General features: G+C 65.6%; 22 protein-coding genes and 1 tRNA gene. 12 read left to right on the top strand and 11 right to left on the bottom strand.

From position 1 onward, the window contains the following. The first annotated feature begins 113 nt into the window (after positions 1-113). Together FA90_RS11960 and FA90_RS11955 are read left to right on the top strand one after the other, a co-directional pair. Positions 114-1,346: a pyridoxal phosphate-dependent aminotransferase gene (locus tag FA90_RS11960; protein ID WP_036168974.1), complete on the top strand. Its 1,233-nt coding sequence runs from the start codon at positions 114-116 to the stop codon at positions 1,344-1,346. Between the two features lie 23 nt (positions 1,347-1,369). Next, on the top strand, positions 1,370-2,704 hold the full coding sequence (locus FA90_RS11955) for a homoserine dehydrogenase (protein WP_036168971.1): 1,335 nt from the start codon (positions 1,370-1,372) through the stop codon (positions 2,702-2,704). Positions 2,705-2,740: 36 nt separating this feature from the next. Here FA90_RS11955 and FA90_RS11950 read toward each other — a convergent pair whose 3' ends face one another. Continuing rightward, complete coding sequence (locus tag FA90_RS11950) at positions 2,741-2,938, bottom strand: hypothetical protein (RefSeq protein WP_036168969.1); 198 nt, start codon at positions 2,936-2,938, stop codon at positions 2,741-2,743. Positions 2,939-3,215: 277 nt separating this feature from the next. Between FA90_RS11950 and FA90_RS11945 the strand changes: the two genes are divergently transcribed. Continuing rightward, positions 3,216-5,111, top strand: coding sequence for an MFS transporter (locus FA90_RS11945; RefSeq protein WP_036168966.1), 1,896 nt, complete (start codon positions 3,216-3,218; stop codon positions 5,109-5,111). 75 nt (positions 5,112-5,186) lie between these two features. After that, a tRNA-Pro gene (locus FA90_RS11940) sits at positions 5,187-5,263 on the top strand. Between the two features lie 62 nt (positions 5,264-5,325). On the opposite strand, the gene FA90_RS11935 is transcribed toward FA90_RS11940, so the two are convergent. Beyond that, positions 5,326-5,562 (bottom strand): hypothetical protein, encoded by a 237-nt coding sequence (locus FA90_RS11935; RefSeq protein ID WP_036168963.1) that lies wholly within the window; start codon positions 5,560-5,562, stop codon positions 5,326-5,328. Positions 5,563-5,766: 204 nt separating this feature from the next. Next, a complete protein-coding gene (locus FA90_RS27275) occupies positions 5,767-5,982 on the bottom strand; it encodes a hypothetical protein (RefSeq protein WP_239700704.1) in 216 nt (71 codons plus the stop codon). On the opposite strand from FA90_RS27275, the gene FA90_RS11930 reads away from it, so the two are divergent. Together FA90_RS11930 and FA90_RS11925 are read left to right on the top strand one after the other, a co-directional pair. Further along, positions 5,879-8,149, top strand: a complete 2,271-nt coding sequence (locus FA90_RS11930; protein WP_373994637.1) for a putative bifunctional diguanylate cyclase/phosphodiesterase — start codon at positions 5,879-5,881, stop codon at positions 8,147-8,149. The genes FA90_RS27275 and FA90_RS11930 overlap by 104 nt on opposite strands. A 72-nt stretch (positions 8,150-8,221) precedes the next feature. After that, positions 8,222-9,460 (top strand): DUF2252 family protein, encoded by a 1,239-nt coding sequence (locus tag FA90_RS11925; protein ID WP_051971732.1) that lies wholly within the window; start codon positions 8,222-8,224, stop codon positions 9,458-9,460. Between the two features lie 18 nt (positions 9,461-9,478). Here the strand turns inward: FA90_RS11925 and FA90_RS11920 are convergent, their stop codons facing one another. Together FA90_RS11920 and FA90_RS11915 are read right to left on the bottom strand one after the other, a co-directional pair. After that, positions 9,479-11,683, bottom strand: a complete 2,205-nt coding sequence (locus FA90_RS11920) for an EAL domain-containing protein (protein WP_081933806.1) — start codon at positions 11,681-11,683, stop codon at positions 9,479-9,481. A gap of 433 nt (positions 11,684-12,116) precedes the next feature. Beyond that, positions 12,117-13,022, bottom strand: a complete 906-nt coding sequence (locus FA90_RS11915; protein WP_036168961.1) for an SDR family oxidoreductase — start codon at positions 13,020-13,022, stop codon at positions 12,117-12,119. Positions 13,023-13,124: 102 nt separating this feature from the next. Here FA90_RS11915 and FA90_RS11910 point away from each other — a divergent pair, with 102 nt between their 5' ends. Beyond that, complete coding sequence (locus tag FA90_RS11910; RefSeq protein WP_036168956.1) at positions 13,125-13,682, top strand: TetR/AcrR family transcriptional regulator; 558 nt, start codon at positions 13,125-13,127, stop codon at positions 13,680-13,682. A 368-nt stretch (positions 13,683-14,050) separates the two neighbouring features. Here the strand turns inward: FA90_RS11910 and FA90_RS11905 are convergent, their stop codons facing one another. The 6 genes from FA90_RS11905 to FA90_RS11880 all read right to left on the bottom strand — a co-directional run bounded on the left by FA90_RS11905 (position 14,051) and on the right by FA90_RS11880 (position 20,357). After that, the gene (locus FA90_RS11905) at positions 14,051-15,286 is read right to left on the bottom strand and encodes a glycosyltransferase family 9 protein (RefSeq protein ID WP_239700698.1); all 1,236 of its coding nucleotides are present in this window, start codon (positions 15,284-15,286) and stop codon (positions 14,051-14,053) included. Further along, a complete protein-coding gene (locus tag FA90_RS11900) occupies positions 15,283-15,846 on the bottom strand; it encodes an HAD-IIIA family hydrolase (RefSeq protein WP_036168954.1) in 564 nt (187 codons plus the stop codon). Before FA90_RS11900 ends, FA90_RS11905 begins: the two co-directional genes overlap by 4 nt. Positions 15,847-15,861: 15 nt before the next feature. Continuing rightward, positions 15,862-16,674 (bottom strand): SDR family oxidoreductase, encoded by an 813-nt coding sequence (locus FA90_RS11895; protein ID WP_036168951.1) that lies wholly within the window; start codon positions 16,672-16,674, stop codon positions 15,862-15,864. A gap of 8 nt (positions 16,675-16,682) precedes the next feature. Further along, positions 16,683-17,993, bottom strand: a complete 1,311-nt coding sequence (locus FA90_RS11890; protein ID WP_081933805.1) for a glycosyltransferase — start codon at positions 17,991-17,993, stop codon at positions 16,683-16,685. A gap of 11 nt (positions 17,994-18,004) precedes the next feature. Beyond that, entirely contained in the window at positions 18,005-18,973 is a 969-nt protein-coding gene (locus FA90_RS11885; RefSeq protein WP_036168948.1) for a glycosyltransferase, read from the bottom strand. Positions 18,974-19,301: 328 nt separating this feature from the next. Then, positions 19,302-20,357 (bottom strand): hypothetical protein, encoded by a 1,056-nt coding sequence (locus FA90_RS11880; protein WP_036168946.1) that lies wholly within the window; start codon positions 20,355-20,357, stop codon positions 19,302-19,304. 326 nt (positions 20,358-20,683) lie between these two features. Here FA90_RS11880 and FA90_RS11875 point away from each other — a divergent pair, with 326 nt between their 5' ends. From FA90_RS11875 to FA90_RS11855, 5 genes are all read left to right on the top strand, one after another. Continuing rightward, the gene (locus tag FA90_RS11875; RefSeq protein WP_051971731.1) at positions 20,684-20,926 is read left to right on the top strand and encodes a KGG domain-containing protein; all 243 of its coding nucleotides are present in this window, start codon (positions 20,684-20,686) and stop codon (positions 20,924-20,926) included. Positions 20,927-21,124: 198 nt separating this feature from the next. After that, positions 21,125-21,493: a hypothetical protein gene (locus tag FA90_RS11870; protein ID WP_036168944.1), complete on the top strand. Its 369-nt coding sequence runs from the start codon at positions 21,125-21,127 to the stop codon at positions 21,491-21,493. 18 nt (positions 21,494-21,511) lie between these two features. After that, positions 21,512-22,636: a M14-type cytosolic carboxypeptidase gene (locus FA90_RS11865; protein WP_036168941.1), complete on the top strand. Its 1,125-nt coding sequence runs from the start codon at positions 21,512-21,514 to the stop codon at positions 22,634-22,636. A 45-nt stretch (positions 22,637-22,681) separates the two neighbouring features. Then, complete coding sequence (locus FA90_RS11860; RefSeq protein ID WP_036168939.1) at positions 22,682-23,158, top strand: CYTH domain-containing protein; 477 nt, start codon at positions 22,682-22,684, stop codon at positions 23,156-23,158. After that, entirely contained in the window at positions 23,155-24,354 is a 1,200-nt protein-coding gene (locus FA90_RS11855) for a serine hydrolase (RefSeq protein ID WP_036168937.1), read from the top strand. Before FA90_RS11860 ends, FA90_RS11855 begins: the two co-directional genes overlap by 4 nt. Positions 24,355-24,424: the final 70 nt, after the last annotated feature.

Raw genomic sequence — 24,424 nt, 5'->3', positions numbered from 1 at the left:
CCGGGCGCGGCCGCGTCGTCGGGTTGCTTAATCGAGCCCGTTTGGGCAGAATGGAATTTTTCGCATCGCAACAAATACGTTGTAGCAGCGACCACAAGCCAGCCAGGGTGAGAATGCGACCGATTCTGAAATCGAACAAGCTCGACGACGTGTGCTACGAGATCCGCGGGCCGGCCCTGGACCAGGCGCGCCAGATGGAAGAGGACGGCCATAAGCTGATCAAGCTGAACATCGGCAACCTCGCCGTGTTCGGTTTCGACCCGCCCGACGAGATCGTCGGCGACATGATCCGCAACATGCACGGCGCCGCCGGCTACACCGATTCGAAGGGCATGTTCGCGCCGCGCAAGGCCGTCATGCACTACAGCCAGGAAAAGAAGATCGGCGGGGTCGGCATCGACGACATTTACCTGGGCAATGGCGCCTCGGAACTGATCGTGATGTGCATGCAGGGGCTGCTCAACGGCGGCGACGAGGTGCTGGTGCCGGCGCCCGACTACCCGCTGTGGACCGCGGCCGTCAGCCTGGCCGGCGGCAACCCGGTGCATTACGTATGCGACGAACAGGCCGGCTGGATGCCGGACATCGACGACATGCGCAAGAAGATCACGCCGAACACGCGCGCGATCGTGGTCATCAACCCGAACAACCCGACCGGCGCGCTGTACTCGCGCGACGTGCTGCTCGAGATCGTCGAGCTGGCGCGCCAGCACGGCCTGATCATCTACGCCGACGAGATCTACGACAAGACCCTGTACGACGGCGCCGAGCACCTCTCGATCGCCTCGCTGGCCGACGACGTGCTGTTCGTGACCCTCAACGGCCTGTCCAAGAATTACCGTTCGTGCGGCTACCGCGCCGGCTGGATGGTGGTATCCGGCGAGAAGCGCCATGCGAAAGGTTATATCGAAGGCCTGAACATGCTGGCTTCGATGCGCCTGTGCGCCAACGCGCCCGGCCAGTTCGCGATCCAGACCGCATTGGGCGGCTACCAGAGCATCGCCGACCTGGTGGCGCCCGGCGGCCGCCTGGCGCGCCAGCGCGACCTCGCCCACAAACTCCTGACCGATATCCCGGGCGTGTCCTGCGTCAAGCCAAAAGCGGCGCTGTACATGTTCCCCCGCCTCGACCCGAAGATCTACCCGATCGCCGATGACCAGCAATTCATCTGTGAGCTGTTGTCCGAGGAAAAAGTCCTGCTGGTGCAAGGCACCGGCTTCAACTGGCACAGCCCGGACCATTTCCGGCTCGTGTTCCTTCCGAATTCCGACGACCTGACGGATGCCTGCGGCCGTATCGCACGCTTCCTCGACGGCTACCGGCGCCGCCATGCGGTGCGCGCCTGAGTCATGGTTTGAGCAAATAACATATGAAACCCATCAAAGCAGGTTTATTGGGCATCGGCACCGTGGGCGCCGGTACCTTCCACGTCCTCCAGCGCAACCAGGAAGAAATCCGCCGCCGCGCCGGCCGCGGCATCGAGGTGACGATGGTCGCGGCGCGCAACCTCGAGCGCGCGCGCAAGGTCATCGCCGACAGCGGCCTCGGCGCCGAGGTCGAGGTCGTGGCCGATCCGTTCGCGGTCGTGAACAACCCCGACATCGACATCGTCGTCGAGCTGATCGGCGGCTACGAACTGGCGCGCGAGCTGGTGCTCAAGGCGATCGCCAACGGCAAGCACGTGGTCACCGCCAACAAGGCGCTGCTGGCCCTGCACGGCAACGAAATCTTCGCCGCCGCCCAGGAAAAGGGCGTGATGGTGGCGTTCGAGGCGGCGGTGGCCGGCGGCGTGCCGATCATCAAGGCGCTGCGCGAAGGCCTGAGCGCCAACCGCATCGAATCGGTGGCCGGCATCATCAACGGCACCACCAACTTCATCCTGTCCGAGATGCGCGACAAGGGCCTGGACTTCCCGACCGTGCTCAAGCAGGCGCAGGAACTCGGCTACGCCGAAGCCGACCCGACCTTCGACATCGAAGGCGTGGATGCCGCCCACAAGCTGACCATCATGGCCGCGATCGCGTTCGGCATCCCGATGCAGTTCGCCAGCGCGCACATCGAGGGCATCAGCCAGCTGCAGGCGGTCGACATCCGCTACGCCGAACAGCTCGGCTACCGCATCAAGCTGCTCGGCATCACCCGCCGCACCATGGTCGACGGCAGCGAGGGCATCGAACTGCGCGTGCACCCGACCCTGATCCCGCAGGCGCGCCTGATCGCCAACGTGGAAGGCGCGATGAACGCGGTGCTGGTGCAGGCCGACGCGGTCGGCGCCACGCTGTACTACGGCAAGGGCGCGGGCGCCGAGCCGACCGCATCGGCCGTGATCGCCGACCTGGTCGACGTGACCCGTTCGGCCACGGTCGATCCGTATTCGCGCGTGCCGCACCTGGCCTTCCAGCCGAGCGAACTGGCCGACCTGCCGATCCTGCCGATGGCCGAGATCCGCACCAGTTATTACCTGCGCGTGACCGTGAAGGACCAGCTGGGCGTGATGGCCGACCTGACCCGCATCCTGGCCGAAGCCGGCATCTCGATCGACGCCGTGCTGCAGAAGGAGCCGGGCGAGAAAGCGCTTACCGACATCATCATCATCACCCACCAGACGCGTGAAAAGTACGTCAACGCCGCGATCGACCGCATCGAGCAACTGTCGGCCGTGATGGGGAAGGTGGTGCGCATCCGTCTCGAGGGACTGAGCTGAGACATGGGCGGCACGCGGGTGCCGCCGATGTGGTCCTCATATGCCAGTCAGGCGCCGGCGCGGCGGCATCAACCAGTGGCCGAGGAATTCGTTGGCGAATTCGTCGACCGTCTGGCGCGGCGGCGCCGGCGCGTCCAGCGATGCCGTCGTGAGGGCGAGCAGATCGTGCTCGATCTTGTCGAACAGCGCATCAAGCGAGCTGCGCTGGTTGGAGGATGGATTGAAAGAATTCATCCGTAAATTCTACCTGCGCTGCAGTGCACAAAAGGACCGGCAGTGGGCCAGTTTGCGTTGGCTCAAGCCCCCTGGAAGACAGTCCCGGTTACTTCTTCAGCCCGTCTCGTAGTTGTGCTAGGGTCGCTTTCGGAGCAACGTTTTAAATGCGGTGGCTGATCTTGCTCGCTGAAGTATCGGAATCCGATGCTTGGCGTGCGGTCTGGCAACACAGGTTTCCAAGCTCCGAGTTGTGCTGTAGATTACGCCTCCATTGCAACCAACAAACGACGCCTTCATGAGCCAAGCGCAACGACCGAGCCAGTTTTCGCTGCTGACCCAGCGGCGTTTCGGCCCCTTCTTCTGGACTCAGTTCCTGGGCGCTTTCAACGACAACCTGTTCAAGAATGCGCTGCTGGTGGCGATCACGTTCGACGCCAGGAGCTGGACCGATGTCTCGCCGGCGCTGCTGAACCAGCTCATACCGGGGCTGTTCATCCTGCCCTACGTCGTGTTTTCCGCCATCGCCGGCCAGATCGCCGACAAGGTGGAGAAGGGCAGGCTGGCGCGCTGGGTCAAGCTGTTCGAGATCGCCATCATGGGCGTGGCCGCCGCCGGCTGGCTGAGCCATACGCTGTGGCTCCTGATCGCCGCCGTGGTCGGCATGGGCGTGCACTCGACCGTGTTCGGTCCGGTCAAATATGCTTATCTGCCGCAGCACCTGAAGGCAGAAGAACTCATCGGCGGCAACGGTGTGATCGAAATGGGGACCTTCGTCGGCATCCTGCTCGGGGAAGTGATCGGCGCGCTGCTGGCCGGCCAAGGCGAGGCCGGCGTGCACATGGTGGCCTTCGGCGCCTTGGGCGTCGCGCTGCTCGGCCTGGCGACCAGCTGGCGCATCCCGGCTTCGCCGGCGCCGGCACCTGGCCTGAAGATCAGCGCCAACTTCATCGCCGAGTCGGTGCGCAACCTGGCCTATTCGCGCCAGAACCGCACGGTGTTCCTGTCGATGCTCGGCAATTCCTGGTTCTGGTTTTATGGTGCGCTGGTGCTGTCGCAGTTCCCGCTGTATGCCAAGGATTACCTGCACGGCGACCACAGCGTGATCGTGCTGCTGCTGACCACGTTTTCGCTCGGCATCGGCGCCGGTTCCCTGCTGTGCGAGAAACTGTCCGGTCACAAGGTCGAGATCGGGCTGGTGCCGTTCGGCGCGATCGGACTGTCGCTGTTCGGCATCGATCTGTATGTCGCCAGCCTGCATTACGTGAACACGGCCCCGGTCGATGCCGCCAGCGTGCTGCACCAGGCCGGCAGCCTGCGCATCCTGGCCGACCTGCTGCTGCTGGGCGTCTTTGGCGGCCTGTTCATCGTGCCGCTGTTCGCGCTCATTCAAACCCGCTGCGACCCGGAGCACATGTCGCGTACGATTGCGGGCACCAATATCTTGAACGCCCTGTTCATGGTCGCAGCCGCCGGACTGGCCATGGTGCTGATCGGGCAGGGCTTTACGATCCCGCAAATCTTCCTCACCACTGCCTTGCTCAATGCCGTGGTGGCGATCTACATCTTCTCGCTGGTGCCGGAATTCCTGATGCGCTTCCTGGCCTGGCTGCTGATCCACACCATCCACCGCGTCTCGACCGTCGATGTCGAGCGCATCCCGGAAACGGGCCCGGCGGTGCTGGTGTGCAACCACGTCAGCTACGTCGACGCCATCGTCATCCTGGCCGCCAGCCCGCGCCCGATCCGCTTCGTGATGGACCACCGCATCTTCAACACGCCGGTCCTCGGTTTCATTTTCCGCACCGGCAAGGCGATCCCGATCGCCCCGGCGAAGGACGACCCGTGGCTGATGGAAAAAGCCTTCGTCGACATCGCGCACGCGCTGCACGACGGCGAACTGGTCTGCATTTTCCCGGAGGGCAAGCTGACCCGCACCGGCGAGCTCAACGAATTTCGCGGCGGCATCGCCAAGATCGTCGAGCGCAGCCAGGTGCCGGTGATCCCGATGGCGCTGTGCGGCCTGTGGGGCAGCGTGTTTTCGCGCGGCCCGTCCAACGTCTTCGAGCGCTCGTTCGCGCGCGGCTGGCGCTCGCGCCTGGCGCTGGCGGTCGGGCGTCCGGTCCCGCCGCAGCAGGTGACGCCGGAGTTCTTGCAGGAACAGGTACTGGCGCTGCGCGGCGAGTGGAAGTGATCAGCAAAAGCAGGCATGCTGCATGACAAAAGGGCTAGTCATCCCGGCCGCCTCTGTTATAATTGCAGGCCGAGTCGGGGCGTAGCGCAGCCTGGTAGCGTACGTGCATGGGGTGCACGTGGTCGGAGGTTCGAATCCTCTCGCCCCGACCAATAGAATCTGAATGAGGCCAGCTTTCGAGCTGGCCTTTTTCGTTTGCGGCGTCCCGTGCCGCTCAGCGGTCTTCCGGATGCAAGCGCCGCTCGGGCGGATCGCCTTCCTCGAAGCCGGCGACGAACACCAGCAGCAGGTCGTTGGCCACTTTCTGGTCGCCCGCTTCCAGCAAGCTGTTCGCCATTTTCGACAGCGCGGCCGCGTCGGCCTTGCCGTGCGTGGTATCGATTGCGCGTCGCGTGACTTTGCCAAGCTCGAACAGCAGCTCGGCAACCGTGTTATTCCCTCTTTCGCTCATTTCGTTTCCTTGTATTCGGGTGCGTGGCGTCACGCTAAGCACTGTGCACGGCGCAGCGCCGACCGGCAGAGCGGCCCAGTGTAAGAGCCCGTTGACATTATGGCAAATTAACCGTGTCGGTGTGCGTTCGTTGCCGATCGAGTCGGACTAGGACTACAAAGCAACGACATCATTGCGTACATGCAATTTTGAACGCCGGTGCTATTATTTCCCATTGGTAATAATAATTACGGCGCCGCCAACTCGACGCGCTGAACTCATCATGATCACCTTCGACGATATCTGCCAGTGGCGATTTCGCATTTTCACCTCGCTGATGTCGACGGTGCGCACCGTTGCACTCGTCGCCGCGGTGCCCAGCGCCGCGCTTGCGATCCACCATGGCGTTCCGGCAGTGGCGTTGATGGACGTCATCGCCATGGCGTGGATCCTTGCGATTTCCCGGCTGGAACAGTGGTCGCATCGGGTGCGTGTGTGGAACTTCCTGGCGATGCTGTTCGGTGTCGCAAGCGGATCGATGATCAGCGTCGGGGCGCTCGGCTTGTGCTACCTGATGGGCCTGCCCATCATGGCGGTGATCCTGCTCGGCATGCGCGAGGCGTTCGCCATGCTGGCGCTCAGCGCGGCGTCGATGATGGTGCTCGGCTTGAGCGGCCACAGCGACCTGGCCGTCGCCGATTTCGCCAAGGACTCGCTGGCAGGGGTCGGCATTTTCACGCTGAATTTCACCTGCGTGGGCGTTTTCATCACGCTTTCCTGCGGAACCTTGCTGAAAGGTCTGTCGAAGTCCCTCAACGACGTACGCGGCTTTGCCGGCTCGCTCGAAGAAGGGCAAGCGGCGCTGCACGCGGCCAACGGCGAACTGGGCCTGACCTCGGCCGCGCTGGCCAGCCTGAACGACATGGTCCTGATCGTCAAGGTGGCAGAGGGCAGCACCCAGCCGATCATCTTTGCCAACGCCGCCTTCGAGCGCCACAGCGGTTATCGCGCCGACGAGATCGTCGGCCACAGCATGCGCGTGCTGCATGGCCCCGACACCGATCCGGCCGCCGTCGAGCTGCTGGTGGACGCCATGGCGCGCCGCGCACCGGTGCGCACGCAACTGATGAACTACACCAAGGCCGGCACGCCGTGCTGGGTCGAAGTGGAGATGGTGCCGTTCGCCAGCGAAGGTGGACCGATCACGCACTGGGTGGTGGTCGGCCGCGACATCACCGAGCAGCGCCGTTCCGCCGAAGCGATCCGCCAGCTGGCCTTCTTCGACGTGTTGACCGGCCTGCCGAACCGGCGCCTGTTGATGGACCGCCTGAACGTCATGGTCGCGGATGCGCATGCCGGCAACGGCCTCGGCGCGCTGCTGTACCTCGACCTCGACAACTTCAAGAGCGTCAACGATGCGCGCGGCCACGCCACCGGCGACGCGCTGCTCAAGCACGTGGCCGCCCGCCTGAGCGCCACCGTGCGCAAGTGCGACACCGTGGCGCGTCTGGGCGGCGACGAGTTCGTCGTGCTGCTCCAGGACTTGGGCACGGACAGCGCCGCCGCCACCGCCGCCGCGCTGGCGCTGGCCGGGCAGGTGGGCGCCGCGCTCACGCACCCGGTCGAGATTGACGGCCAGACCTACCAGTCGTCCGGCAGCATCGGCGTGGCCCTGCCGGTGCGTCCGACCCATACCGTGCAGGACCTGCTGCGCGAAGCCGATACGGCGATGTACCACGCCAAATCGGCCGGCCGCAACGGCGTGGCCCTGTTCGAGACGACCATGCTGGCCGAGGCGGAGAATACCCTGACGCTGGAGCGCGACCTGGCCCATGCGGTGGACAAGGGCCAGCTGGCGCTGCACCTGCAGCTGCAGGTCGGCCGCGACGGCGCGCCGATCGGCGCCGAGGTGCTGCTGCGCTGGCGCCGCGCCGACGGCGTGCTGCTGCCGCCCGACGTCTTCATCCCCGTGGCCGAGGCGAGCGGGCTGATCGTGCCGATCGGCGCCTGGGTGCTGCGCCAGTCGCTCAAGGCATGGCTGGAGCTGGAGCGCATCGGCTATCCCTTGCCGCTCTCGATCAACGTCAGCCCGCGCCAGTTCCGCGAGCCGGACTTCGTGGCGACGGTGCGCGCCGCGTTGATGGAGACCGGCGTGCCGCCGGACCAGCTGATCCTCGAAGTGACCGAGGGCCTGCTGGTCGACGACCTGGACGAGACCGCCGCGCGCATGCGCGAGCTGGCGCAGCTGGGCGTGCGCTTCTCGATCGACGACTTCGGCACCGGGTATTCGAACCTGGCCTACCTGCGCAAGATGCCGCTGTACGAGCTCAAGATCGACAGGAGCTTCCTGCGCGACACGCCGCACGATATCAACGGCACCGCCATCGTGCAGTCGATCCTGGCGATGGCCGGCCACCTCGGACTGCGCGTCATGGCCGAAGGCGTCGAGACGGCGGCGCAGGCGCGCTTCCTGGAAGCGAACGGCGCCCCCTGCATGCAAGGTTACCTGTTCGGCCGGCCGATGCCGCTGGACGCCCTGATCGACCGCTTGGCCGAGCACAAGGCGCCTCGGATGGCGCCCAGCCTGGAGCCTGAGCTGGCGGTCTGAATTCGGCGTTCAATGCGATATTCTGTGCAATGCCTAACACGGTAAAATCGCGAAAATCTGCATAATCGGTCCATGGCCAAGAAAAAGCTTTTCGACCGTGCCGCGCCGGAAGCGCGTCTAGACCTGCTCACCCTGCTGCGCAATCGCAAGATGGCGCGCAGTCCACACGCCTACGTCAGGGGCGCCACGACGCGCTTCTACGACTGGCTGTCGGAATTCGGCGCCGAGGCGATCCCGTCCGGGCCGCCGATCTGGATCTGCGGCGATTGCCACCTCGGCAACCTCGGACCGGTCGCCGACGCCAATGGCGCGGTCGACATCCAGCTGCGCGACTTCGACCAGACCGTCATCGGCAATCCGGCGCACGACCTGATCCGCCTGGGACTGTCGCTGGCATCGGCCGCGCGCGGCTCCAACCTCTCGGGCAAGACCACGTCGACGATGCTGGAACAGCTGGTGGTCGGTTATGCCAGCGCGTTCGCCGGCGACACCGAAACGCCGGTGCGCATCCCGAAGCCGGACCCGGTGCGCATCGTCCTGAAAAGTGCGATGGCGCGTTCCTTCAAGCACCTGCGCGCGGAGCGAACCGAAGGGGAGCGCGAACACCTGCCGCTGGGACGCCGCTTCTGGCCGCTCGAGCCGGCCGAGCTGGACGATATCCGTGCGCTGTGCGAACAGGATGCGCTGCGCCACCTGGTGACCTCGCTCAAGCATCGTCCCGACGACGCCACGATCCACATGCTGGACGCCGCCTACTGGGTCAAGGGCTGCAGCTCGCTGGGCAAGCTGCGCTACGCCGTCCTGCTCGAAATCGACAGCGATGCCGCGCGCCGCGACGATTTCTGCCTGATCGACATCAAGGAGGCGTCGCGCGCCGCGGCGCCGCGCGACAAGGCATTCACGATGCCGCGCGATAACGGCGAACGGGTCGTCACGGGCGCGCGCGCGCTCTCGCCCTACCTCGGCGAGCGCATGTTCGCCACCCGCGTCGCCGGCCATGCGGCGTTCGTGCGTGAACTGCTGCCGCAGGACCTCAAGATCGATATCGAATCGCTGAGCGCGACCGAGGCGGGGGCTGTCGCGCTGTACCTGGCCTCGGTGCTCGGACGCGCCCATGCGCGCCAGATGGATGCGGCCACGCAGCGCCGCTGGGCGACCGAATTGCGGCGTAACTACACCAAGAGCCTGGACGCGCCGTCCTGGCTATGGCGCAGCGTGGTCGACCTGCTCGGCAACCATGAAGTCGGCTACCTCGAGCATTGCCGCCGACAGGGCGCCTGCGAACTCGCGGTCGACGGCGAGCCGGCCTGAGCGGCTGGCTGGTTGCGGCTAGGCCTGCGTGCGCAGCGTCTCGATGAAGCGTGCGATCGGCATCGGCCGGTAGAAAAGATGTCCCTGCATGACCAGGCAGCCATTCGCATGCAGATAGCGCGCCTGGATGTCGGTCTCGACGCCTTCCGCAATCAGGTTCAGACGCAGGCCGCGCGCAATCGAGATGATCGCGAGCACCACCGGGTAATGGCCCGCCGCGTCATGGATCTCGCGCACGAAGGAATGATCGATCTTGATGGTGCGAACCGGAAAACGATGCAGGTAAGCCAGCGACGAATAGCCGGTGCCGAAATCGTCGATCGCAACCGAAATGCCCAGTGCGGCCAGCTTGTTGAGCTGTTCGATCGCGTGCTGCGGATCGCGCAGGCATACGTTTTCGGTGATGTCGACCTCGATCTGGCCGGGCTGCACGGCGTGACACAGCAGATTGTTTTGCAGCCTGTCGAGAAAATCGGCACGTCCCAGGTATTGCGGCGACAAATTCACGGACAATTTGAAGCCGGCCGGGCCGATGCCGCTCCATTGCGACATGTCGCGGCACAGCGCACCGATCATCCAGTCGGTGATCGGCAGCATCAAACCGTGTTCTTCGGCGAACGGAATGAATTCAGCCGGCGGCACCACGCCGCGCGAAGGGTGGTTCCAGCGCAGCAGGGCTTCCGCGCCGATCACGGCGCCGCTCATTGTGTCCACCTGCGGCTGATAATGGATTTCGAATTCTTCCCGTTCCAGCGCCTTGCGCAGGCTTTGTTCGAGCGCGACCTTTTGATGCGACAAGTCCTGCATCGCCGGGTCGTAGAACATCGAGCCATTCTTGCCCTGGTCCTTGACCTGGTACATGGCGATATCGGCGTTGCGCAATAACTCGTCGATCGACTGGCCATCGCGCGGATACACCGCAATGCCGATCGACGCGGAAATATGGACTTCGTGGCCGTCGAGGTTGAATGGACGATGCAGGCGCTCGAGGACTTTCTCGGCCGTCACATGGGCATCGTCCAGGGTGCGCAATTCGGGCAGGACGACCGTGAATTCGTCGCCGCCAAGACGCGCCAGGGTGTCGCTCTCGCGCAAGCATTCCTTCAGCCGTGCCGCGACTTGCTGCAGCAATTCGTCGCCCATGACGTGGCCGAGATTATCGTTGACGAGCTTGAATCGGTCGAGGTCGATGAACATGACCGCCAGTTCCCTATCGCAGCGCTTTGCCTGAATCATCGCCAAGCCGAGCCGATCCTTGAAAAGCGTGCGGTTCGGCAGGTCGGTCAAGGGATCGTGATAGGCCTGGTGGTAGATCAGTTCCTCGGCCTGCTTGCGCTCGGTGACGTCGCGCGCGACGCCATACGTGCCCATGAAGCGAGCCTGGCGCGACTGGCGGCCGGGGGCATGCATCCCGGTCGCGTTCAGGGAAATCGTCACCACGTCGGTGTTGAAGCGGCGCGCCTTGTTCCTGTGGACGCCGCATTTCACGCGCAATTCGACATTGCGCGATGCGCGTTCGTCCGCGCGCCGCTCGTTGAACACGCGGTGCGCCCGCTCCAGGTCCGCCTCGACCACCACCTTGGAATAATGCTGGCCAATCAGCTCTTCCCTGGTATAGCCCAGCAATTGGCAGGTGCGGTCATTCACGAACGTGAAATGACTTTCGGAATTCAATGTATAGATGATGTCCGGCGATGAATCGACCAGATAGCGATACATCTTTTCCGAGTTTTGCAGCTGATCCGCCATCGTCCGATTCGCCCTGGCCAAGGCGCGTTGCTTGAGCGCATTGCTCACGGTATTGAGCACTTCCTCGTGGCTGTAAGGTTTACGCACGTAGTCATGCGCACCGCCGCGCAGGGCGCCGATGGCCGAATCGATATCCGTCTTTCCGCTGATGACAATGACATCGGTGTCGATATTGCGCTCCCCGATGTAGGCCATGACGTCATGCCCATCGATATCCTCGAGGCCCAGGTCGAGCAGCATCAGGTCGAAGGACTGGGTTGCCAGATGACTGATCGCTTCGCCGCCATTCAAGGACACCGTCAGCTGGAAACCGCGGTCGCGAAGCAATTCATACAGCGAGGTCAGGGCATTGACTTCGTCGTCGACCAGAAGAAGCCGGTATTCCTCACTGTCCGCTTTGAATGACCGATTGACGTCGGAAAGAATTGCAACGTGGTCGTTATTTACGGGAACGTCAAATCGGAATGTGGTCATCGAAAAGATACGGTAAAGCTTTTGACATCAGCGGTAATCCGCTGGATATCGACACAGCAGAAGCGGGGAAAGCGCAATCTATTTCGCAGGAAAGACCGGACACATCAAACGTTCGAGGCTATCTCTGACGTTTATATCCTGTTAATTCATGAATATGTATTGACGTAGCGGATGGAAAACATCTGATCCGGCGGCGCTCTTTCTGGCGCGTTTGGTAATGATTATGATATTTCTGATTTGTGTAAGAAACAACCGCAGCCGCGCTATTTTTTGGAAAAAAAGATGGTGCGGCGCCACGTTCCAAAAGGTGAACGGGGTTGACAACTGCGGCGAGGATGTGCGACGGCGCGCGATCGGCTGGCGATATCCGTCGGGAACCGCGCGACGGAAGGGCGCGGCGGCGCACGGTTCGTGAGCGCCGCCGTGGGCGTGGTCAGTAGTGCGGCGTCGGCTGAAAATAGGCCGGCTGGTCGATATCCGCGATGAGCCCGGGTTGGCGCGGGGTCCAGCCCAGCACCGACCGCGTCCGTGCGCTCGATGCCGGGCCATTCCCGCCAACAAATATCGCCAGGCCGCCGAAATGCGCCGCCGCCTCGTCATCCGATAGCGACCTGGCCGGTACGCCAAGCTGGCGTCCGAGCGCCTCGGCGATCAGCCTGAACGGCACGCCTTCTTCCGCGATGGCGTGGAACGATTCGTTGCGCCCGCCGTGTTCGAGCGCAAGACGGAATACGCGCGCAGCGTCCAGCCGGTGCCCGGCAGGCCACAGGTTCTGGCCATCGCCGATATACGCCGACACGCCTTTTTCGCGTGCGACGGCCGCCAGCATGGGAATGAAACCATGGCGTTCGCCGCTGCCGTGCGTGGAGCGCGGCAGCCTCACCACGGATGCGTGCAGTCCGCGTTCGGCCAGCGCAAATGCGGTCTGCTCGGACGCCCGCGGGAAGGCGGGGTCGACCGGCGGCCTGGCGTCTTCGGTGAACGTCACGCCGGGCGGCGTCAGCAGCACGCCGCTGGTGACGACGATCGGCCGGGTCGACCCGGCGCAGACCTCGCCGAAGATCTCGATGGCCTGGCGGTCTTCCTCGGCCAATTCGGCGATGCGCGCGAGGTCGAGGCCGAAAGCGGTATGGATGATGCCGTCGGCATCGCCGGCGCCCTTACGCAGCACCGCCAGATCGCTCAGCGACCCGAGCAAGGGCGTGCCGCCGGCGGCCGCGAACGCCTGCGCATTCTGTTGCGAACGCACCAGCCCGACGACCGAATGACCGGCGCCGAGCAGTTCGCGCGTGATGGCTGAGCCGACCCAGCCGTTTGCTCCCGTCAAAAACACTCGCATGGTATCTCCTTCATGATGGTGGGATGAACGCGATGTCAGTGACTGACATTGCGGTGGGTCGAGTATAATCACGATGTCAGTGACTGACAACAGGAGATTGAAGTGGCGAAGAGCGAAGGCGACGCGCGCAGCCGGCTGCAGCAGGCTGCGCTGGATCTGTTTCGCGAAAAAGGGTACGAACAAACGACGGCAGCGGAGATCGCGGCGCGCGCTGGGGTGACCGAGCGCACTTTCTTCCGGCAATTTCCAGACAAGCGAGAAGTCCTGTTCGATGGCGAGCCCATCCTGCGGGCGGCGCTGGTCGAGGCGATCGCCGCGGTGCCCCCTGCATCCGGGCCGCTCGACACCTTGTTTCATGCGTTCCACGGCGTGCAGACGCTGCTGGAGGGAAACCGGCCGTTCGCGAAGCCGCGGCATGACATCATTTTCAGCACGCCTGCCTTGTACGAACGCGAACTGGCCAAGCTGGCCGCCTTGACCGACGCCCTGGCCGAGGCGCTGGTGGCGCGCGGCGTGGGCGGGCTGCAGGCGGTACTTGCAGCGCGCACCGGCATGGCGGCGTTCGTACACGCCACCGTCGCCTGGCTCGAAGACGATAGCATTGGGCTGGGGCGCCGGCTCGACGACGCCTACCGCGAACTGAAGGCGATGTGTGCCTGAACAGGCGCCTGAAATCGTCCGTTAGTGCATTGCATTTCCTCAATTTTGTTCCAGACTGAACGAAGTTTCTGGCAACTCGTCGATATAACTCAACAGTTCGCACTCGCAGCGACTTGCTGAGCCCATCCTCCATAGATAGATTGTCGCTGCCGTCGAGTCCGCTTATCGCAAGCGGCCAGGCGCATCGCCATCGACGGCGGCACGCTGACGGCGTTCGAGGGCACGACCTTGGCCGGCTACACCACACCAGCTGTTCCGCGGTTTGTCCGGCGCCGCCAACAAAGCGCGTAATAACCTGGGCAACAACGTGGGCAACAACGTGGGCAACAACGTAGGCAACAACGCGTAGGCTTGCAATACAGCCCGGGTCAGCCAGCGCTGACATCGAGTTTCTCGGTGTCGGGCCACGCTTCGTCGGCGATATCGATGCGCGGTCGGGCCGGCTGCAGCAGGCTGGCCACTGCCTCCAGCACGCGCTCCGGCGCGACCCCGACCAGGCAGGCGTGATGCCCGGCCGGGCAGCTGCTCTTGAAGCAGAAGCGGCACGGCACGTCCTGGAACAGCACCCGGTTGCGCACGTGCCAGGGCGTGTGCTGTGGATTGGTGAGCGCATACAGGTCGACCAGCGGCGTGCCCACGGCCGCCGCGATGTGGGCCGGCCCGGTGTTGTTCGTGACGGCGACCGTGGCCATGCGCAGCAGGGCGCCCAGCTGGCCGAGATCGAGCCGGCCGGCCAGCGAATGCGTCGGCATGCCGCAGGCGGCGCGGATGCCTTCGACCAGCTCGACCTCGGCACTGCTGCCGGTCAGTACCATCGGCAGCCCGGTGCCGCGCGCCAGCAGGCGGATCGACGCCGCCCAGGCATCGGCCGGATAGCGGCGCGAGGCCGCGCTGGCGCCCGGATGCAGCAGCAGCCAGCGCTGGCCGGGCGCGATGCCCAGCGAACGCAGCCGGGCCTGCGCCGCTTCGGCGTCGCCAGGGCGCGGCGCGAACGACAAGCCGATGTCGGGAGTGCGGCAACCGACTTTCCTGACCAGGTCGAGCTGGCGCTGCACTTCGTGGCGCACCATGCTGGCAGGCTCCGGCTCCTCCACCCAGTCGCTCAGCAGGGCATACGGATTTTCGCGGCAGTGCGCGAGCCGCAGCGGGATACCGGCCTGGTGGCACAGTAGCGCAGCCGGCAAGGCGCTTTGCGTGTAGGCGGTAAAGATGACGGCGGCATCGAAGCGGTGTGCGGCCAGCGTCGCCGCCATGTTCGCCGCCATGCCTGCGTCCGTCGCGTCCGCCGCCTGAGACGCCTCCGCTGGCCGATCGCCGGCCTTCATCCATGGCGCCTGGTACACGATGACGTCGTCGAGTTCGGGGATGAACGGCGCGGCCGCGGCGCCGGACGGCGAGCCGAGCAGGGTCAGCGACCGGTCCGGCGCGCCCTCGCGTAGCGCGCGCAAAGCGGGCGTGCACATCAGCACGTCGCCGAGCGAGTCGAGGCGCACGCACAGGATCTTGCGCGCCGCTTGCCAGGCGGGGGTCAGGCATGGACTCACGAGCGGACTCGCGAGCGCACTCATGCCGTTGCTCATGCCCGGACGCATGCGCGCGCTCATGCCTGTTCTCCATGGCTGGCGATCAGCACCGCCGCCGCATACAGGTCGGGCGCCATGCGCGTCGGGACGCGGCGCGGGCCGAGCCGCCATTCGGTCTCGTTGCCGTTGTCGAGCAGCACGGTGCGGCAGCCGGCGCGATTGCCGGCTTCGACGTCGTGCAGGATGTCGCCGATCATCCACGAGGCGCGCAGGTCGATACCGTGGTCGAGCGCGGCCTGCAGCAACAGGCCGGGCTTGGGCTTGCGGCAGTGGCAGTCGCCGGCGTAGGGCGCCACCTTGCCTTCCGGGTGGTGCGGACAATAGTAGAACCCCGCCAGCGTCAGCTCCTCGCGGAACAACAGGTCCTGCAGCCGGTCGTGCACCGCCTCCATGGCCGATTCCCGGAAGCGGCCGAGGGCGATCCCGGCCTGGTTGGTGATGACGAACAGGCGGTAGTCGAGCCGCGCCAGCAGGCGTAATGCGGGCGCGGCGCCGCTGCTGAGCAGGATGCGGCGCGGCTCGACGTTGTACGGGATGTCGTCGACCAGCGTGCCGTCCTTGTCGATGAAGACTGCTTTCATAGGCGGTCGCGCGACTCAGGGCCAGGAGGGTTCCTGCATCGGCAGGACGGTCAGTTCGGGGATGACGGTCTCGCGCGGCAGCAACAGCACCTGGACGATCGCCCGCGCCACGTTGACCGGGTCCTGCAGCCGGGCGGCGTCGAGGTCGGGAAAGCGCTCGAGCAGGAATGGGGTGCGCATGCCGCCGGCGACGACCGCGGTGACGCGGATGCCGTGGGGGCGCAGTTCGGCGTGCAGCGCGTGCGACAGCCCGAGCAGGCCCCATTTGCTGGCGTGGTAGGCGCTGGCGTTGGGCCAGGCGCGCTTGGCGGCGGTGGAGGCGATGTTGACGATGTCGCCGCCGCCGGTGCCGCCGTTGGCGCTGCGGCTGCGCATGTGGCCGGCCGCGGCCCTGGACAGCAGGAAGGGCCCGTTCAGGTTGGTGCCGATCACGCGCAGCCAGTCCTGCTCGGACAGCGCGTCGATCGGCAGCGTGACGTCGGTGCCGGCGTTGTTGACCAGGATGTCCAGGCCGCCCATGTGCGCGAGGCATTCGTCGACCGCGGCGCGGACCGCGGCGGCATCGCCGACGTCGAAGGCCAGGCCGTGCGCGCGCACGCCGCGCTCGCGCAGGCACGTGATGCGCGCCTGCAGGGCCTCGGCGCGCAGATCGGCGGCCACGATGTGGGCGCCGGCAGCTGCGAGGACGTCGGTCAGCGCGGCGCCCAGGCCGCTGGCTGCGCCGGTGACGAAGGCGACCTTGTCCGCCAGGCTGGGCGAGGCAGGGGCTGCGGTGACGGCGGTGGATGCGGCGGCGGCGTCGGGACTGTCGGCAAAGCGATCGGCCATGAGGGCTCCTAGGATTGGGTCAGGTCGATGAAAAAGGGGCTGCGCGCCTCGTCCAGCACGGCGCCGTAGACCGCGGCGACCTGCTGGGCGACGGTGCGCCAGGTGTAGTGGCGGTAGGCGCGCCGCAGGCCGGCTTCGCCCATGCTGCGCGCGAGCCGAGGGTTGGCGTACAGCGTGGCGAGGCGGGCCGCGACCGCCTGCGGGTCGCGCGACGGCACCAGGAAACCGGTGCCGCCGTCGACCACGGTGCTCTTGATGCCGCCCACTTCGGACCCGATCACGGGGCGCGCGCAGGCCATGGCTTCGACCGGCGTGATGCCGAAGGGCTCGTACCAGGGCGTGGTCACGAAGACGTCGGCGGCGCCGTAGCAGTGGCGCAGCGCGGCGCGCGGCTGCTGGCCGAGGAAGTGCACGTGTTCGCCGATGCCCAGCGTGTCCGCGAGCGCACGCAGGCGCGCCAGTTCCAGTCCCTGGCGGCCATCCGCATGCACCTCGCCGCCTGCCACCAGCAGCTGCGCGTCGATGGCGTGCAGGCTGCGCAGCAGGGCGGTGGCCTGGATGACGGTGTCGACGCCCTTGCGCGGCACGATGCGGCCGAGCTGCAGCACGGTGAAGCGCCCGGGCGCGACGCCGAGCATGCGGCGCGCCTCGGCCTGCTCGGCCGGCCATAGCTCTGCGGGGTCGAAGCCGCACGGCGCGACGTCGATGCGCTCTGGGCTGGCGCCGTACAGCTGCTCCATGTCCTGCCGGTCCTGCGCGCATTCGGCGATGATGCGGTCGGCCTGGCGCATCAGCAGGCTCTCGATGCGCACGCGCGCGGGCGGGAAGGCATCGGCCGCGCCCTGGGCCAGGCGGCGCACCTGGCCGAGGGCGTGGAAGGTGATGACGAAGGGAATGCCGAGCGCCTGCTTGAGGTGCTGGGCGACCATGCCCGACATGAAGAAATTGGCGTGGACGATGTCATAGGCCGCCTCCTGGCGGCGCGCAAAGCGCGTGGCGAAGCGGGCGAACGCCCTGACGTGGGGCAGCATCTGCTCCTTGGGCACGAAGTGCGCCGGTCCGGCCGGCACGTTGACCACGCGCAGGTTCTCGCGCCAGCGCACCAGCTGCTTCTGGCCGGCCGCGTCGCGCCGGGTGAACACGTCCACGCCGTAGCCGGCCAGCGCCAGTTCGCGCGCGAGGTGGGCGACGTAGACGTTCTGGCCGCCGCAGTCGATGCTGCCGGGCGCTGCGAGCGGCGAGGCGTGGTCGCTGATGAGGGCGATCCGGCGCAAGGCGTGGACACGCGTGTCGGGCAGCACTTGGTCGTTGAGTTTCATGTGGGTTCCTGCTAGCGGGTGACGTCACGCAGCGCGGCGTCCCAGTCGGCGCTGAAGCGGCCGATGGAGAAGCGCTCGAGCGCGGTGCGGCGCGCGTTGGCCCCCAGCCGGCGCGCCAGGGCGGCATCGCGCAGCAGGGCCTGCATCGGCGCCAGCAGCTGGCCGGGATCGAGGGCCGCAAAACCGGATTCGCCGTCGCGCACGACGCTCGCCATCTCGGTGGTCGCCAGCGCGACGACCGGCATCCCGGCCATCATGGCCTCGAGGGTGGACAGGCTGAGGCTGGAATAGCGGATCGGACTGAACAGGAAGCGGTAGCGCGCCGCGAAGGCCGGCAGCTGCGGATGCGCGAGCTCGCCGATGCCGCCCAGCGCGCCGCTGTCCATGCCGAGCAGGTCGAGCGGCGCCTGCGTGCGCAGCTGGGCGAACAGGTCGGCGCCCATGCGCCGCCCGCGCCGCGCCAAGTGGTTGGTGATCGTCAATCCGCGTTCGAGTTCGCCGCTGTAGCGCACGCCGGCCGGCAGCATGACCCCGTGCTCGATCACGCGCGTGGGCGTCGCGCCGCTGTCCCACATCAGGTCGTTGAAACGCGTGACGTGGACCAGCAGCACGCCTGGGTCGTCGACCGGGTGGCGGATGTCGCTGACCCAGGCCTGGGATGCGGTGCCGGCATGCGCGCGCGGCGGATCGTGCTCGAGGTAGATGCGCGGCAGGGCGCGCTGCGCGGGCGTGAGCAGCTCGAACTGGTCTTTTTCCCAGTGATGGTCTTCCTGGAACAGGATGCAGTCGAATGCGCGCGTGCGCGCTTGTTCGGCGGGCAGGTCGTGCACATTGGGGCCGAAGGGAAACGGTCCGCAGCGCCCGCCATAACCGGGCGGCCGGCCCGGTTTCATCAGGACGTGGAACTCGTGCGGCGCCTGCGACAGGTAATACAGGTAGCTGCCGTGCGTGTGCCAGGTGAGGACGTTCAATCGGCGCATGGCGTGACCGCTGGGCTGGTGTCGGCCGGTATCGGCAACGCCGTGGACATCGGGCACATCGGGGACATCGAGGACATCGAAGGCATCGAGGGCATCGCGTTGGCTCGTGGTTGTTCTACCTGACCACTTGGAGCGATGCCGGGCTGCTCGGTTCAGCGATACGCGCCCGGCTTGAATCTGCGTCAACTGAGCGTTGGCTACGTGCGCGCGACGCGCGCGGGAAGGGCGGGAAATGAAACGCGCCCGCCGGACCGCACGATGGCGGCCCCGGCGGGCGCGTGGGAGGCGCTGCGGATGCGGCAGCTCGATTCAGCCTGCTTGCGTCGGCTTATTTACGCTTGAACCCGGTGTCGTCGTCCATGTCCTGGTCGCCGGCCAGGCGATTGGCGAAGCCCGGGCTGCGCGGGTACCCGCCGGCGGCATCGTTCGAGTCGTGCGCCGCGGGACCGCTGTCGGCCGCGCCGGCGCCGGTCTGGGAGCCGGCGCGGTCGGTGCTGGTGCCGGCATTCGCGCCGGCGTTGCCCGGCGAGCGCGGCAGGCCGCCGGCGGCGTCGTTCGACTCGTGCACGCCGCCGAAGTCGGAATTCTGGTTGGCCATCGAGTGCGAACCGGTCACGCCCAGCTGGGTGTTGCCGCGCTGGGCTTCCTCGCCGTCATGGCCCTGCGGGCCGGCCATGCCGCCGCCATTGGTCGACGGGATGGTGTCGCCTTGCGATACGAAACTGCGCGCATCGCCCGACTGCGAGTTGCCCACCTGGCTGCGGTTCATGGACCCGCTCGGCGCATGCGGCGGCAGGCTGCCCTGCGGGCCGGGCATGCCGCCTCCTTGCGTGCTGCCGCCTTGCGGGCTGGACTGCATCGACTGCATGCTGCCGTGGCGCGGGCCGAGCGAGCCGCCCTGCAGATCCGGCTGGTTGGCGTTCTGCGAAGCCATCTGGCCGCGCACGACGTCGCGCGACATGTCGCGCTCCTGTTTCAGGTCGACACCCGAATCGGCCGGGCGATGTCCGACCGGCTGTTCCAGCATGCCGTAGGCGCCGGACTTCTGTTCCATCTGGCGCTGGTGGCTGTCGGTGATGCCCTGCACGGGGCCGGAGCCGCCATTGATCTGGGTTTCCATCGAGCCGCCCGGCACGCTGCTGTGGTTCAGCGCATCGCTGCGCTGGAAGCTGCCGTCGGCCGCTCCGGGGCCGGCGCCGGTCTGCTGGGTGCCCATGGTGTCGATGCCCTGGTTGCCCAGCTGCTGCGTGCCGCTGCCGTTCGGGTAGGTATGGTCGAGCGGCTGGCCGTTGTCGGCGGTCTTGCCCTTGGAGCCGGGCGTCCACTTTTCGTTGGCGCCATTGTTCGTCTGGTTGTTGATCTCGCTGCGTTGGTTCGCGTCCATGATCGTCTCCTTGCATGCTGAATGGTGCGGGGCGATACCCCGCCTGATGCTGCCATCATGCGCGTTTGGATGCGGCTTCAGTATAGGAAGACGGTGCAGGTGATTGTAGGAGAAATACTGACGAGTTATTTACTACTGGAAGTAGATTTCAGATGTGCATTTTCTGTCTCACATTGTCCTACAAAGTCATCTGAAGACGTCCTATGGTGTCACCCATCCTTCGTGCATAAGATGATTCCCACCGATGACTCAACGGCGCTTAGCCGACGTCGGAATCTGCCTGCCGCAGGACGCGGCGGTTTTACATGTAACGAGGAGAGAACATCATGGCATCGAACAACCAGGGCAACAAACAGAGCAGCGGCACCAAAAATCGCGGATTCGCTTCGATGGACCCGGAGCGTCAACGCGAGATCGCCAGCCAGGGCGGCAAGGCCGCTCACCAGAAGGGCACTGCACACGAGTTCACTTCGGAAGAAGCGCGCCGTGCAGGCAGCATGAGCCATGGCAACCGCCAGTCGGCCAACAACGCGTCGTCGCGCAGCTCGTCGCGCGGCAACAAGCAATAATTTGGGCAGCATCGCCCGGCAACAGGGGAAAGGTGGCGGCGCCATTCCTCCTGTCGAACAGCGGGGAGCTTCGGCTCCCCGTTTTACTTTTCTTTCACACAAATTGCCAATGGGATGCGGTAGAATCGCCGGGACTTTTTTGCCAACCTTCTCATAGGAAATGTCGTGAAATCAGCGGTTATACGTCAAGTCAAAAGCATGTCGATGTCCTGCGACCGCGTCGGCAATCTCTTGCTGGCCAAGTTCTCGGCCACGGGCTCGACCGACGTGTGCGTGTTCATTCCGGCCTCGATCGTGTTCTGGCTCCTCAAGCACCTGCCGGTGAACCAGGACCCGAGCCTGCAGCCGCCCCCGCCGCCGCCGCAGATCACCCAGGCCGACTGGGACAGCCCCTACGTGCCGCGCGCCCTGACGGTCAACGCCAAGGTCTTGCCTGGCAAGATCAGCATGACCTTCAACCTCGACCGCAAGCCCGACCTGACCGTGATCCTCGATCGTAGCAACGTCGAGATGATGCGCCAGATCATGGGGCACTATACTCAGGACTTGATCGACCTCGAAGGTTGACGTTTTAAAGGATTCATCATGCCCATCAAGATCAGCCAGCATTTCGACTCCGGCGCGATCGAGGTCGTCCAGGCCACCGATCCGCATCAAATCGACCTGAAGCTGCGCCGCGACTCGAACGCCGACATCCACCAATGGTTCCACTTCCGCCTGCAGGGCGCGCGCGATCAAGCCTGCACGATCCGCTTCCTGAATGCGGGCCAGGCCACTTACCCGAAGGGCTTCGAGGGCTACCAGGTCGCGGCGAGCTACGACACCGAGAACTGGTTCCGCGTGCCGACCAGCTTCGACGGCCGGGTGATGACCGTCAAGCACACGCCTGAGCTCGACAGCATCTATTACGCCTACTTCGAGCCTTACACCTGGGAACGCCACCTGCGCCTGCTGGGCGAGGTTGCCGAGAACCCGCTCGCGCGCGTGCACGACATCGGCAGCACGGTCGACGGCCGCGATATGAACCTGGTCGTGATCGGCAATCCGCAAGCGGAGAAGAAGATCTGGGTGATCGCCCGCCAGCACCCGGGCGAGACGATGGCCGAGTGGTTCGTCGAAGGCATGATGGATGGCCTGCTGGACGATTCGAATCCGATCGCGCGCAAGCTCTTGCAGCGCGCCGTGTTCTACATCGTGCCGAACATGAACCCGGACGGCTCGGTGCGCGGCAACCTGCGCACCAACGCCGCCGGCGCCAACCTGAACCGCGAGTGGATGACACCGTCGATCGAGCGCAGCCCGGAAGTGCTGTGCGTCAAGCGCAAGATCGAGGAAACCGGCGTCGACATGTTCTTCGACATCCACGGCGACGAAGCGCTGCCCTACAACTTCGTGGCCGGCAGCGAAATGCTGACCGATTTCACGCCCGAGCGCCTGGCGGCCCAGAACGCCTTCATCGAGCGCTACATGGCGTCCAGTCCAGACTTCCAGAACGTCTACGGCTATGCGGCCAGCAAGTACAACGAGGACTTGCTGACGCTGGCCTCGAAGTACATCGGCCACACCTACAAATGCCTGTCGCTGACGCTGGAGATGCCGTTCAAGGACAACGCCAACCTGCCCGACGCCCATGTCGGCTGGAACGGCGCCCGCAGCGCGGCGCTGGGCGCGGCGATGCTGCAGCCGATCCTGCAGTCGCTGGACGACTGAGCGCAACCGAGAGCAACCGAGAGCAACTGAGCGGAGGCCGGCAAGATGGGTATCGAAATCGAACGCAAGTTCCTGCTGGCCAACGACGACTGGCGCGGCCTCGGCCAGCCGACGCTGATGCGCCAGGGCTACCTGGTGGCCGACCCGGTGCGTACCGTGCGCGTGCGCATCGAGGGCGAGCGCGCCGTGATCACGATCAAGAGCAAATCGACCGGCATCAGCCGCGGCGAGTGGGAATACGAGATACCGGTGTCGGACGCGTCCGAGCTGCTGGCGCGCCTGTGCGAGCAGCCGCTGGTCGAAAAGACCCGCCACCGCATCGAGCACGCCGGCCACACCTGGGAAGTCGACGAGTTCCACGGCGATAACGCCGGCCTGGTGGTCGCCGAAATCGAACTCGACAGCGAGGACGAGGCGTTCGAGACCCCGGCCTGGGTCGGTCGCGAAGTCACCGGCGACAAGCGCTACTACAATTCCAGCCTGATCCGGCTGCCATACTCCGATTGGAAAGATTCCGCATGACCCTTGCCTCGCGCCGCATCGTGCTGTCCAACCTTGCGGCGCTGGGCGCTGCGGTCTCCATCGGCGCGCTGCTGGGCGCCTGCGCCACCCCTGGCCAAGCGCCGCTTCAGTTGCCAGTTCAAGGCGTCTACTATCCGCCCGCCGGCGACTGGGCCCGCGTGGATCCGGCCAGGCTCGGCATCGATCCGGTCAGGCTGCGCGAGGCGGTCGCCTTCGCGCAGGCGCACGAGACCGAACGCGAGAAAGACTTTTCCGACCAGCGCAAGACCTTCGGCGAGCCGCTCGGTTCGCTGCCGAGCAAGCGCGCCGCCACCAACGGCCTGGTGATCTACAAGGGTTACGTGGTAGCGGAATTCGGCGACACCCATTTCGTCGACCCGACCTATTCGGTGGCCAAGAGCATGCTCTCGACGGTCGCGGCGATTGCGGTGCGGGACGGCAAGATCGCCGACCTCGACCAGCCGGTTGGCCAGGCGATCAAGGACGGCGGCTACGCTTCGCCACACAACGCCTCGATCACCTGGAAACACCACTTGCAGCAGGAGTCCGAGTGGGAAGGCAGCCTGTGGGGCAAGAACGCGGACTTCGTCGGCCACGATGCCTTTGGCGCCGGCGAGCGCAAGCCGCGCGCCTTGCTGGCGCCGGGCACCCACTTCGAATACAACGACACGCGCATCAATCGCCTGTCGCTGTCGCTGCTGCGCCTGTTCGACAAGCCGGTGCCGGACGTGTTCCAGGACGAGGTGATGGACCCGATCGGTGCGTCGCATCAGTGGAAATGGGTGCCCTACACCAACAGCTACGTCGACCTGCACGGCAAGCCGGTCGCTTCGGTCAGCGGTGGCACGCGCTGGGGCGGCGGCATGTGGATCGATTCGTGGGACATGGCGCGCTTCGGCCTGCTGTGGCAGCGCGGCGGCGTGTGGAATGGACGCCAGATCTTGCCCGTGAGCTACGTCAAGGCGGCCACCACCCCGAGCGAACACGGCCCGGACTACGGCTACCTGTTCTGGCTCAACACCAAAGGTAAGAACTTGCCGGGCCTGCCATCGACGGCATTTGCGGCGCTGGGCGCGGGCGACAACGACATCGTGATCTCGCCCGAGAACGAGCTGGTCGTCGTCTGGCGCTGGCATGCGCATGCGGTCAACACGGCCGAGTTCAGCAAACGGGTGATCGCCGCGCTGCCGAAGTAAGCCGAGCCGCGTATTGTCAGTCATGTATCACTTTGTAGCCTTTTCTAGCGCAAAGTAACAGTCGGCGCAT

The sequence above is a fragment of the Massilia sp. 9096 genome (genome assembly GCF_000745265.1).
In the GTDB taxonomy this organism is placed as follows: domain Bacteria; phylum Pseudomonadota; class Gammaproteobacteria; order Burkholderiales; family Burkholderiaceae_D; genus Telluria.
The sequence above is the reverse complement of the archived record's forward strand: the minus strand, read 5'-3'. Positions and strand labels throughout refer to the sequence as shown.